The sequence below is a fragment of the Variovorax sp. YR752 genome (assembly GCF_943372545.1).
In genome coordinates this window covers 38,930-50,438 of the sequence record NZ_CALRZC010000034.1, presented here as the reverse complement: position 1 = coordinate 50,438, position 11,509 = coordinate 38,930, and the positions used below count along the sequence as shown (strand labels likewise).

The following is an 11,509-nucleotide window of genomic DNA, read 5'->3' as shown; positions in this document are numbered from 1 at the left end:
GGGCGGGCGCACCTTGTCGATCTCGGCGACCAGTGCGGCGGGCCCCATGAGGTAGCCCAGGCGGATGCCGGCCAGGCCGAACTTGCTCAGGGTGCGCATCAGCAGCACGTGACGGTGCTTGGCGAGGCGGTCGATGTAGCTGCGGGCGGCGAAGGGCTGGTAGGCCTCGTCGATCACCACCAGGCCGCCCTGCGCGCCCTGGGCCTGCACGATCTTCTCGATGACGGTGTCGTCCCAGAGGTTGGCGGTCGGGTTGTTCGGATAGGCGAGGTAGACGATGGCCGGCTTCTCGCGCGCGATGGCGGCCAGCATGGCGGCCTCGTCGAGCTCGAAATCGGCCGTGAGCGGTACGCCGACGAAGCGCAGGCCCTGCAGCTGGGCGCTCATGGCGTACATGACGAAGCCGGGCACGGGCGCGAGCACGGCGGCGCCGGGCTGGTCGCAGGCGATGCCCAGCAGCGAGATGAGTTCGTCTGAGCCGTTGCCCAGCATCAGCCCGAAGCCTTCGGGCAGGCCTGCGTGGGCGGCCAGCGCACGTTGCAGGTCGGCGCCGCGGTCGCCGGGGTAGCGGTTGAGCGCCAGCGCGCCCAGCCGCGCGCCCAGTTCGGTCTGCAGCGCGGGCGGCAGACCGTAGGGGTTCTCCATCGCGTCGAGCTTGAGGAAGCCGCGCGCGTCCTGCACTGCGTAGGCGTGCATGGCGCGCACGTCGGCGCGGATGCGGTCGAGCGGCAGGCGGTTGTCGGAAGCGGAAGAATCAGAAACGGTCATCGGGTGCAGCGGTAGCTGTTGCGGAGGGCGCCGGCCATGACCAGTTGCACGGGCATGTCGGCTTCGTAGCTGTCGGCGTTGCGGCTCAGCTCGGTCTGGTAGAGCGAGCGGGCCATCGAGGGTTCGAGGCGACGGCCCTCGACGCAGAACGTCGGCAGCTGGCCGTTGCGCTGCGACGTTTCGACGCCCTCGCGCAGGCCTTCGAGCACGCCGACGAGGTAGTAGCTGGCGTAGGCCTTGCCGTCTTTTTCACCGGCTTCGAGCGTGCGCAGTTCGCGGATGCTCATGGCCTGCACGCTGACGCCGATCGCGCCGGCCGCCAGTGCGAGCAGCAGCGCCGACAGGCGCGGCAGCAGCAGGACGGCGGCGCGTTGCATGGCCTCGCTGCTTACTTGCGGTAGCGCGGCGCCGGGGCGTACGCGCCGTCGGCCGGGAAGGCGCTGGGCTGCGACGGCGAGGCATCGCGGCGCGTGCGGCGCGGCACATTCGGCTCTTCGAGCTCGAACAGCGCGGCGCCGATCACGCCGATGTTGCGCACGTCGCCGGCGTCGGTGTTCGCAGCGTAGGCACGGCCCGGCGTGGCGAAACGGAAGGCGGCCACTTCGCTCTGGCTCTTGCGGAAGCCCTCGATGTTCAGGGTCTGCTGCGGGCGCAGCACGTAGCCGCCGTTGCGCAGGCTGCCGGGCTTGCCGTTGAGCACGTCCAGGCCGTCGACCGTGGCGATCACCTCGTAGCTGCGGTCGCTGAGGTTGCGAAAGCGCAGCGTGTAGCGCGCGCCTTCGACGCCGGCGAGGCGGAACATGTCATTGCTGTTGCTGCGGCGTGCGCGCTGCAACGGCAGCGGGCGGTCGTTCTCGTCGAGCACCGACCATTCGATGTCGCCCTGGGCCAGTTGCAGGTTGAGCCGGCGCTCGGGGTTGCTGCCCGCATCGCGGCGCACGCTGGTGGCGTCGTTGTAGCCGAGCGAGGCCACGTCGTCGGGCTGGTCGGACAGGCGCTTGGCAGCCACCGTGCGGGTCTTCGACTCGATGCCCTCGCCCCATTGCGTGCCGAGCTGCGCCGGCGCGGGCTTTGCCGAACTGGGGGTGGCAGTCATCGCAGCCGTTTCGGCGCGGTTCTGCGGCATCTGGGTGCAGGCGGCCAGCAAGGCGGCACCTGCAACGAGGCCGGTGGCGAACCGGAAAAATCGCGAACGATAGAGGCGTGAAATCATCTGGCGTGCTCCTCCCTGAAGCGGGGTTGTCGGAGCCTCAGATCTTACGCAGGCGCATGCGCGCGGCTTCGGCGTGCGCCTGCAGGCCCTCGCCTTCGGCCAGCGTGACGGCGATCGGGCCCAGCACCTGGGCGCCGGCCTCGCTCACTTCGATGAGGCTGGAGCGCTTCTGAAAGTCGTACACGCCCAGCGGGCTCGAGAAGCGCGCGGTGCCGCTGGTCGGCAGCACGTGGTTCGGGCCGGCGCAGTAGTCGCCCAGGCTCTCGCTGGTGAAGGCGCCCAGGAAGATCGCACCGGCGTGGCGCAGCAGCGGCTCCCAACGGCCCGGTTCGCTGCTGCTCACTTCGAGGTGTTCGGGCGCGATGCGGTTGCTGATCTCGCAGGCCTCTTCCATGCTCTTCGTGTGGATCAGCGCGCCGCGGCCGTTGAGGGAGGCGGCGATGATCTCGGCGCGCGGCATGGTCGGCAGCAGGCGGTCGATCTCGGCCTGCACGCGGTCGATGTAGGCGGCGTCGGGGCACAGCAGGATGCTCTGGGCCAGCTCGTCGTGCTCGGCCTGGCTGAACAGGTCCATGGCCACCCAGTCGGGCGGCGTGGAGCCGTCGGCCAGCACCAGGATTTCGCTCGGGCCCGCGATCATGTCGATGCCCACGGTGCCGAACACGCGGCGCTTGGCGGCGGCGACGTAGGCGTTGCCGGGGCCGGTGATCTTGTCGACAGCGGGCACGGTGCCGGTGCCGTAGGCCAGCGCGGCCACGGCCTGCGCACCGCCGATGGTGAAAGCGCGGGTGACGCCGGCCACGTAGGCGGCGGCCAGCACCAGCTGGTTCTTCTCGCCGTTCGGCGTGGGCACGACCATGATGATCTCGCCCACACCCGCGACGTGCGCCGGAATGGCGTTCATCAGCACGCTCGACGGGTACGCGGCCTTGCCGCCCGGCACGTAGATGCCCACGCGGTCGAGCGGCGTGACCTTCTGGCCGAGCAGCGTGCCGTCGGCATCGCGGTAGCTCCAGCTTTCGCCCGACGCCTTCTTCTGCGCCTCGTGGTAGCTGCGCACGCGGCGCGCGGCGGCTTCGAGCGCGTCGCGCTGAGTTGCGGGCAGCGCTTCGAAGGCGGCCTTCAGCTCAGCCTGCGTCAGCTCCAGCTCGGGCAGCGTCTTCGCGTCGAGCTTGTCGAAGCGGTTGGTGTACTCGAGCACCGCGTCGTCGCCACGCTTCTGCACGTCGGCCAGGATGTCGGCCACCACCTTCTCGATGGCCGCGTCGTCGTCCGCGGACCAATGCAGCCGCGCCTTGAATTCAGCGTCGAAGCTGGCTGAGTTCGTGGACAGTCGGGCGGGGGCTGCTTGCAGAGTCATGGGCGTGAGGTTCAGGCGGAGGGAATGGCTGACGCGAAGGCGTCGATGATGCGACGGATGGGTTCGCGCTTGAGCTTGAGTGCGGCCTGGTTGACGACCAGCCGGGCGCTGATGTCCATGATGCGTTCCACCTCCACGAGGTGGTTGGCCTTGAGCGTGTTGCCGGTCGAGACCAGGTCGACGATGGCGTCGGCCAGGCCCGTGAGCGGCGCCAGCTCCATGCTGCCGTAGAGCTTGATCAGGTCGACGTGCACGCCCTTGCTGGCGAAGAAGTCGCGCGACAGGCCCACGTACTTGGTCGCCACGCGCAGGCGCGAGCCCTGCTTCACGGCGGAGGCGTAGTCGTAGTCGGCGCGCACGGCCACGCTGAGGCGGCAGGCCGCGATGCGCAGGTCCAGCGGCTGGTACATGCCCTGGTTGCCGTTTTCGAGCAGCACGTCGAGCCCGGTCACGCCCAGGTCGGCGCCGCCGTACTGCACGTAGGTCGGCACGTCGGAAGCGCGCACCAGCACCACGCGCACGTCAGGCCGGGTGGTTTCGAGGATGAGCTTGCGCGACTTCTCGGGGTCTTCGGTGACCTCGATGCCGGCGGCAGCCAGCAGGGGCATCGTCTCTTCGAAGATGCGGCCTTTGGAAAGAGCCAGGGTGATCATGCGGCGGCTCCCGTCACGCGTTCAATGTCGGCACCAAGGCCGCGCAGTTTCGATTCCATGCGGTCATAGCCCCGGTCGAGGTGGTAGATGCGGTCGACCAGCGTCTCGCCGTCGGCCACGAGGCCGGCGATGACGAGGCTGGCGGAGGCGCGCAGGTCGGTGGCCATCACGGTGGCGCCCGAGAGCTGCTGCACGCCCTCGACCATCGCGACCTTGCCTTCGACGTGGATGCGCGCGCCCAAGCGCACCATCTCGTTCACGTGCATGAAGCGGTTCTCGAAGATGGTCTCGGTGACCATCGAGGCGCCGCGCGCAATGACGTTCAGGGCCATGAACTGGGCCTGCATGTCGGTCGGGAAGCCGGGGTATTCGGTGGTGCTGAAGCTCTGCGCCTTCAGGTGGTCGTAGGCGGGGCCCTGCGAGCCGATGCGGATGCCGTCGGGTTCGGTCACGACGGTGCAGCCGGCGTCGCGCAGCTTGTCGATCACGGCGTCGAGGTGGTCGCCGCGCGCGTGGCGCAGGAAGGCCTCGCCGCCCGTGGCCGCCACGGCGCACAGGAAGGTGCCGGCCTCGATGCGATCGGCCACCACGGCGTGCTCGCAGCCGTGCAGCGTCTCGACGCCCTGGATGCGGATGTGGCTGGTGCCGTGGCCTTCGATCTTCGCGCCCATGCGGATCAGCATTTCGGCCAGGTCGATGATCTCGGGCTCTTGCGCGGCGTTTTCGAGCAGCGTCTCGCCCTCGGCCAGCGCCGCGGCCATGAGGAAGTTCTCGGTGCCGGTGACGGTGACCATGTCGGTCAGGATGCGCGCACCCTTCAGCCGCGTGCGGCCCTCGGGCAGGCGCGCGACCATGTAGCCGTGCTCGACCAGGATCTCGGCGCCCATCGCCTGCAGGCCTTTGATGTGCTGGTCGACCGGCCGCGAGCCGATGGCGCAACCGCCCGGCAGCGAGACCTTGGCGTGGCCGAAGCGCGCCAGCAGCGGGCCCAGTGCCAGCACCGAGGCGCGCATGGTCTTCACGAGTTCGTAGGGGGCCTCGGGGTTGCCGAGTTCGCCGGCGTTCAGGCGCACGGTGCCGTTGTCGTCGGCCTCGGCCGTCACGCCCATGTTGCGCACCAGCTTGAGCATGGTCGACACGTCCTGCAGGCGCGGCACGTTGTGCAGCACCACGGGCTGGTCGGTCAGCAGCGCCGCGCACAGCTCGGGCAGCGCGGCGTTCTTGGCGCCGGAAATGAGCACTTCGCCGCGAAGCTCACGCCCGCCGCGAATCAGAAGTTTGTCCATGAAGGATCCAGCGAAATCAGGAGGCCCGCAGGGGCCGGAAAGTCATTTGTCCACGGCGGCCCATTCGGCCGGCGTGTAGGTCTTCATCGAGAGCGCATGCACCTCGTCGGTGTGCATTTTCGCACCGAGGGTGGCGTAGACCCGCTGGTGGCGCTGGATGGCGCGCTTGCCCTCGAATTCGGCCGAGACGATGGTCGCGTACCAATGTCGGCCGTCGCCCTCGAGCGTGATGTGCTCGCACGGCAGATGGGCAGCGATGATGGTCTGGAGTTCGTCAGCGGTCATGGGGTCTTGGAAGTCGCGGTCAGCCGCGGATTTTGTAGCCGATGCGCAGGAGATGGACGGCAATCGCGCTCACCACCAGCCAGGCAGAACCGACGATGCCGAAGCTCAGCCAGGGGGAAGCGTCGCTCACCCCGAAGAAGCCATAACGGAAACCGTCGATCATGTAGAAGAAGGGGTTCAGGTGGCTCACGCTCTGCCAGAACGGCGGCAGCGAACCGATCGAATAGAACACGCCCGACAGGAAGGTCATGGGCATGATCAGGAAGTTCTGGAACACGGCCATCTGGTCGAACTTCTCGGCCCAGAGCCCGGCGATGAGGCCCAGCGTGCCCAGCATGGCCGCGCCCAGCAGCGCGAAGACCACGATCCAGACCGGTGCCACGAAGCTGGGCACGGCGAAGAAGATGGTCACGGCGAACACGCCCACGCCCACCGCCAGCCCGCGGATCACCGAGGAGCCCACGTAGGCGAAGAACCAGCCCCAGTGCGACAGCGGCGTGAGCAGCACGAACACGAGGTTGCCCATGATCTTGCTCTGGATGATCGAGGACGAGCTGTTCGCGAACGCGTTCTGCAGCACGCTCATCATCACGAGGCCGGGGATCAGGAAGGCGGTGTAGCCCACGGTGCCGTAGACCGTCACGCGGCCCTCGAGCACATGGCCGAACACCATGAGGTACAGCAGTGCGGTGAGCACCGGCGCGCCGACGGTCTGGAAGCCGACCTTCCAGAAGCGCAGCGTTTCCTTATACAGAAGCGCGCGCCACCCGGTCACGGCCATCATCGCGACACCTCCAGCGGCGTCTGCTCGCCCGCCATCAGGTCGATGAACACGTCTTCCAGGTCGGCCTTGCGCATTTCCACGTCTTCCACCGCGACGCCGGCTTCGCGGATCGCGGCCAGCAGTTGTTCGACTTCATGCGCGTTCTGCGCCGGCAGCTGCACGATGCGCCCGGTGATGCGCGCGTGCTGGGCGATGGCCCAGGGCAGCATGGCGTCGGTCTTGAAGCGCAGCACGTTGCTCGCGGCCGACTTCAGCAGCTCGCTGGTGCGATCGAGCGCGATCACCTTGCCGAGCTTGAGCATCGCGATGCGGTTGCACAGCGCCTCGGCCTCTTCGAGGTAATGGGTGGTGAGCAGCACGGTGCTGCCCTGCTTGTTGAGCTTGGCGACGAACTGCCAGAGCGTCTGGCGCAGCTCGACGTCGACGCCGGCCGTGGGCTCGTCGAGCACGATGACCGGCGGCTTGTGCACCAGCGCCTGCGCCACCAGCACGCGGCGCTTCATGCCGCCCGAGAGCTGGCGCATGTTGGCGGTGGCCTTGTCGGCAAGGCCCAGGCTCTGCAGCAGCTCGTCGATCCAGGCCTCGTTGTTCTTGATGCCGAAGTAGCCCGACTGGATGCGCAGCGACTCGCGCACATTGAAGAAGGGGTCGAACACCAGCTCCTGCGGCACGATGCCGAGCTGGCGCCGGGCTTCGGCGTAATCGCGCTGCACGTCGAAGCCGTGCACGCTGATCGCGCCCGCCGTGGGCCGCGACAGGCCCGCGAGCATGCTGATGAGGGTGGTCTTGCCCGCGCCGTTGGGGCCGAGCAGGCCGAAGAACTCGCCCGGCTCGATCTGGAAGGAAACCTCGTCGACCGCACGCAGCCCCTGCTTGCCTTGGGCGCGTTGCTGACGGGAGGGAGGGTAGGTCTTGGAGACCGATTGGAATGAGATCGCGGGCATGGGAGCCCGCGATTTTACGGGGCCAGTAGTGAAGCTGCCGCGCAGCGGCCCGATGTCCTCATGCGGCCGCCGCCGGGCCGCCCCAAGGCGAGCCGCGCCTCCCCCTCGGGGGGTGGCGAATTACACGCAGCGAAGCGGAGTGAAAAGCCGGGGGGCCAACACTGTCAGGGCGCAGCGGGCAAAAGGCCCGCGATGCCGTACAGGGCGGCCAGCTCGCGCAGGCGTGGAGAGAGGCCTTTGACGGAAAAGCTGCGGCCCAGCGCGCTCGACTCACGTCGGCACTCGAGCAGCACCGCCAGCGCGGAGGAATCGAACTGGGCCAATGGCGTGGCATCGACCACGGTGGACGTCGAGTCGGTCTGGCCCTTGAGCCCCTGCTGCAGCATGCGCATGCAGGCAGGAGCCTCGTCGTGGGTGAGCCTGGAGGGAAGGACCAGCATGGCGTGCGCCCGTCAGCCCTTGCCGTTGCCCTTGTTGCGCGCGGCCAGCGCGGCAATCAGGCCATCGATGCCGCTCTTGTTGATTTCCTGCGCGAACTGGGTGCGGTAGGTATCGACCAGCCAGACGCCCAGCACATTCAGGTTGTAGACCTTCCAGCCGGCGCCCTGGCCCGGCGTCTTTTCGAGGCGGTAGTCGAGCTGCACCGGATCGCCGCGGCCCTTGACCTCGGTGCGCACGAGCACGTCGGTGTCGGTGGGGGCGCCGCGGAACGGGCGGATGGTGACGGTCTGGTCGCTCACCTGGTCGAGCGCGCCGGCGTAGGTGCGCACCAGCAGGGTCTTGAACTCGTCCTGCAGGCGCTTTTGCTGCTCGGGCGTGGCCTGGCGCCAGGCCGGGCCGACGGCCGAGGCGGTCATGCGCTGAAAGTTGACGTTGGGCATGATCTTGCTGTCGACCAGCAGCATGATCTTGTTGATGTCACCGGCCTTGATCGACGAATCGGCCTTGATGGTCTCGAGCACGTCGGTCGACAGGCGCTTGACGAGCGCGTCGGGAGCCTCGTCGGCCGCGAATGCGGGCTGGTGCACGAAGGCGGTGGCGGCGCCGAACAGCAGCGCGCCGGCCAATGCCAGGCGGCCCATGTCGCGTCGTTGCAGCAAGATCTTGTTGTTCATGGTGAGTCCCTCAGGTTGAATTGTCTTCCCTGCACGGTGCAGCCAATGGCCCCGTGCTGAGACAGGAACGGTTTCGACAGGCGCCAGGCCGACCGGGTTCCTGAAGCGGAGGTGAAGCCTGCAACCGGATGCAAGCAGGACCACCCCGTCCGCCCCTTTTGCCGTCACTTGCCGGCGTTGTCGTCGTCCGGCGGATTGCCGTCGTAGACCTGGTTGCGGCGGCGCTGCAGGAACGCATCGCGCGTGAACGAATACTTGTCGAGCGCCGCTTCGCCGAGCAGACGGGTCGCGCCCAGGTAGCGCGAACGGGTGTCCACGACACGCAGGCCCGCCAGCGAATTGCGCCAGGCGATGTCGTGGATGTGGCCCTGCGCATCGCCGTACATGTCGACCGGACGGGCGATCGTGTCGCGCAGCGTGGAAGGGCCGAGCAGCGGCAGCACCACGTACGGACCGGCGCCCACGCCCCAGTAGCCCAGCGTCTGGCCGAAGTCTTCCTCGTGGCGCGGCAGACGCGCCTCGGAGGCGACGTCGAGCAGGCCGCCCAGCCCGAAGAAGGTGTTGACGTTCAGCCGCATGAAGGTCTCGGCGCTGTTCTGCAGCTTGAGCTGGGCCACGTTGTTGGCCAGGCTCCAGACATCGCCGAGGTTGCTGAAGAAATTGGTCACACCCTGGCGCACCAGCGAAGGCACCACGTTCTGGTAGGCGCTGGCCACGGGCTCCAGCACGGCCTCGTCGACGGTGTCATTGAAGCGCGTCATGCCGCGGTTGTACGGCTCGAAGGGGTCGGTCGGGCTTGCGCCGGGGCCGGTGGCGCATCCGGCCATGAGTGCAAAGCCGACGGTTGCGGTGGCCCAACGGGCGGAGCTAGCTACACTTTTAATAGCAGTCGACGAAAAAAGTCGTGTGGTCATTTCTTATTGGCTGTTCCCGGCGCCGTACTCCCGTCGGCGGCCTTGCTGTACAGGAACTGGCTGATCAGGTTCTCCAGCACCACGGCCGATTGGGTCGCGGTGATGGTGTCGCCGGCTTGCAGGTTCTTTTCCTCGGCGCCCGCCTCGATGCCGATGTACTGCTCGCCGAGCAGGCCACTGGTCAGGATCTTGAGCGAGCTGTCCTTGGGAAAACTGTAACGGTTTTGAAGCGCCAGCGTCACATCGGCCTGAAAGGCCTTGTCGTTGAATGCGATGGATTCCACACGACCGACGACCACGCCAGCGCTCTTGACCGCCGTCTGGGGCTTGAGCCCGCCGATGTTGTCGAAACGCGCGGTGACCGTGTAGGTCTTCTGGAAGTTCAGGCTCAGCAGGTTGGCCGACTGCAGTGCCAGGAACAGCAATGCGGCGCCGCCGATCAGCACGAACAGGCCGACCCAGATGTCGTTGGTGGAACGTTGCATGGTTTGCACTCTCTGTCTAGAACGATGGGGCCGGAGCCCCTTTAGATACTGAACATCATGGCGGTGAGCAAGAAATCGAGCCCCAATACCGCCAGCGACGCCATGACCACGGTGCGCGTGGTGGCGCGCGACACGCCCTCGGGCGTCGGCTGGGCCTCGAAGCCCTGCAGCAGCGCGATGAAGGTCACGGTAAAACCGAACACGATGCTCTTGATGACGCCGTTGCCGACGTCGCGCCAGACATCGACACCGCCTTGCATCTGGCCCCAGAACGCGCCCGGGTCGACGCCCAGCATGATCACGCCCACGACGTAGCCGCCCATGATGCCGACCGCGCTGAACACGGCCGCCAGCAGCGGCATCGTGATGACGCCAGCCCAGAAGCGCGGCGCGAGGATGCGCTGCACCGGGTCGACTGCCATCATTTCCATGGCGCTCAACTGCTCGTTGGCTTTCATCAGACCGATTTCGGCCGTCAACGACGTGCCGGCCCGGCCGGTGAACAGCAGGGCTGCCACCACGGGACCGAGCTCGCGCACAAGACTCAGCGCGACCAGCAGGCCGAGCGCTTCGGACGAGCCGTAGCGCTGCAGCGCGTAGTACATCTGCAGCCCGAGCACGAAGCCCACGAACAGCCCCGACACGCCGATGATCGCGAGCGAGTAGTTGCCGAGGAAATGGATCTGGTCACGCACCAACCCGAAGCGACGCATGATCTGCGCGCCCGGGCCGAGCAGGCGCAGGAAGAGCTTGGCGCCGTGGCCCATGCCAGCCAGCTGGCTGCGCACGGCAAAGCCGATGTCGACGGGCTTCCACCAACTCATGAGCGCCCCCCTTCCCTGTTCCCGAAGTCGTCTTCGATGCTGACGCCCGGGTAGTGAAAGCGCACCGGCCCATCGGGCAGTGCGTTGACAAACTGGTGCACCAGCGGATCGGCGCTTTCACGCACCTCCTCGGGCCGCCCCTGCGCGGCGATGCCGCCGTTGGCCAGGACGATCACGTGGTCGGCGATGCGGAAGGTTTCTTCGAGGTCGTGCGACACGATGATGCTGGTGAGGCCCAACGCATCGTTGAGCTGGCGGATCAACCGCGCGGCCGTACCGAGCGAGATCGGATCAAGCCCGGCAAAGGGCTCGTCGTACATGACGAGGTCGGGGTCGAGCGCGATCGCACGGGCGAGCGCCACGCGTCGCGCCATGCCGCCCGAGATTTCGCTGGGCATCAGGTCGCGCGCACCGCGCAGGCCGACGGCGTCGAGCTTCATGAGCACGATGTCGCGCACCAGTGCTTCCGACAATTGCGTGTGCTCGCGCAGCGGAAAGGCCACGTTGTCGAACACGCTGATGTCAGTGAACAGCGCGCCGAACTGGAACAGCATGCCCATGCGGCGCCGCGCCGCATACAGGGTGGCGACATCGAAGCGGCCGACGTCTTTGCCATCGAACAGCACCTCGCCGCGCTGTGCGCGTTGCTGGCCGCCGATCAGGCGCAGCACAGTGGTCTTGCCGCCACCCGACGCCCCCATCAGTGCCGTCACCTTGCCTCGCGGCACGGAAAACGACACGCCGTCGAGGATCGCGCGCGCGCCGTAGCCGAACGAGACATCGCGGAATTCGACGAAGGAGGAAGACGGTGGTGTGGCTGGGTCCATCACAATAAAAAAGCCGGGCGCCTTGAGAGGCATCCCGGCATGCGGTTTCCG

15 protein-coding genes are annotated in these 11,509 nt (G+C 67.5%); all 15 read right to left on the bottom strand.

The features are described 5' to 3' along the window. Positions 1–768 (bottom strand): aminotransferase class I/II-fold pyridoxal phosphate-dependent enzyme (locus tag AAG801_RS11040; RefSeq protein WP_341888410.1); only part of this gene is annotated, 768 nt, incomplete at its 3' end. Beyond that, a complete protein-coding gene (locus AAG801_RS11035) occupies positions 765–1,145 on the bottom strand; it encodes a hypothetical protein (RefSeq protein ID WP_341888409.1) in 381 nt (126 codons plus the stop codon). The genes AAG801_RS11035 and AAG801_RS11040, both read right to left, overlap by 4 nt. A gap of 11 nt (positions 1,146–1,156) precedes the next feature. After that, the gene (locus AAG801_RS11030) at positions 1,157–1,864 is read right to left on the bottom strand and encodes a hypothetical protein (protein WP_341888408.1); all 708 of its coding nucleotides are present in this window, start codon (positions 1,862–1,864) and stop codon (positions 1,157–1,159) included. 154 nt (positions 1,865–2,018) lie between these two features. Next, positions 2,019–3,341 carry a histidinol dehydrogenase gene (gene hisD / locus AAG801_RS11025; protein ID WP_341888407.1) on the bottom strand — a complete coding sequence of 441 codons (1,323 nt, stop codon included), beginning with the start codon at positions 3,339–3,341 and terminating at the stop codon, positions 2,019–2,021. An 11-nt stretch (positions 3,342–3,352) separates the two neighbouring features. Continuing rightward, the gene (gene hisG, locus AAG801_RS11020; RefSeq protein WP_099795302.1) at positions 3,353–3,994 is read right to left on the bottom strand and encodes an ATP phosphoribosyltransferase; all 642 of its coding nucleotides are present in this window, start codon (positions 3,992–3,994) and stop codon (positions 3,353–3,355) included. Next, complete coding sequence (murA, locus tag AAG801_RS11015; protein WP_341888406.1) at positions 3,991–5,280, bottom strand: UDP-N-acetylglucosamine 1-carboxyvinyltransferase; 1,290 nt, start codon at positions 5,278–5,280, stop codon at positions 3,991–3,993. The genes hisG and murA overlap by 4 nt, the downstream gene beginning before the upstream one ends. 42 nt (positions 5,281–5,322) lie before the next feature. Further along, complete coding sequence (locus AAG801_RS11010) at positions 5,323–5,565, bottom strand: BolA/IbaG family iron-sulfur metabolism protein (RefSeq protein ID WP_056572757.1); 243 nt, start codon at positions 5,563–5,565, stop codon at positions 5,323–5,325. A 19-nt stretch (positions 5,566–5,584) separates the two neighbouring features. Further along, positions 5,585–6,340, bottom strand: coding sequence for an ABC transporter permease (locus AAG801_RS11005; RefSeq protein WP_341888413.1), 756 nt, complete (start codon positions 6,338–6,340; stop codon positions 5,585–5,587). Between the two features lie 5 nt (positions 6,341–6,345). Beyond that, the gene (locus AAG801_RS11000) at positions 6,346–7,293 is read right to left on the bottom strand and encodes an ABC transporter ATP-binding protein (RefSeq protein ID WP_095949878.1); all 948 of its coding nucleotides are present in this window, start codon (positions 7,291–7,293) and stop codon (positions 6,346–6,348) included. Between the two features lie 164 nt (positions 7,294–7,457). Then, positions 7,458–7,733 carry an STAS domain-containing protein gene (locus AAG801_RS10995; protein ID WP_099795298.1) on the bottom strand — a complete coding sequence of 92 codons (276 nt, stop codon included), beginning with the start codon at positions 7,731–7,733 and terminating at the stop codon, positions 7,458–7,460. Between the two features lie 12 nt (positions 7,734–7,745). Next, a complete protein-coding gene (locus tag AAG801_RS10990; protein WP_101491006.1) occupies positions 7,746–8,408 on the bottom strand; it encodes an ABC transporter substrate-binding protein in 663 nt (220 codons plus the stop codon). 164 nt (positions 8,409–8,572) lie between these two features. After that, positions 8,573–9,322: a VacJ family lipoprotein gene (locus AAG801_RS10985; RefSeq protein WP_341888405.1), complete on the bottom strand. Its 750-nt coding sequence runs from the start codon at positions 9,320–9,322 to the stop codon at positions 8,573–8,575. Continuing rightward, positions 9,319–9,807, bottom strand: a complete 489-nt coding sequence (gene mlaD, locus AAG801_RS10980) for an outer membrane lipid asymmetry maintenance protein MlaD (RefSeq protein WP_101491008.1) — start codon at positions 9,805–9,807, stop codon at positions 9,319–9,321. The genes AAG801_RS10985 and mlaD overlap by 4 nt, the downstream gene beginning before the upstream one ends. A 41-nt stretch (positions 9,808–9,848) precedes the next feature. Continuing rightward, positions 9,849–10,631, bottom strand: coding sequence for a lipid asymmetry maintenance ABC transporter permease subunit MlaE (gene mlaE / locus AAG801_RS10975; RefSeq protein ID WP_341888404.1), 783 nt, complete (start codon positions 10,629–10,631; stop codon positions 9,849–9,851). Further along, entirely contained in the window at positions 10,628–11,491 is an 864-nt protein-coding gene (locus AAG801_RS10970; protein ID WP_341888412.1) for an ABC transporter ATP-binding protein, read from the bottom strand. The genes mlaE and AAG801_RS10970 overlap by 4 nt, the downstream gene beginning before the upstream one ends. Positions 11,492–11,509: the final 18 nt, after the last annotated feature.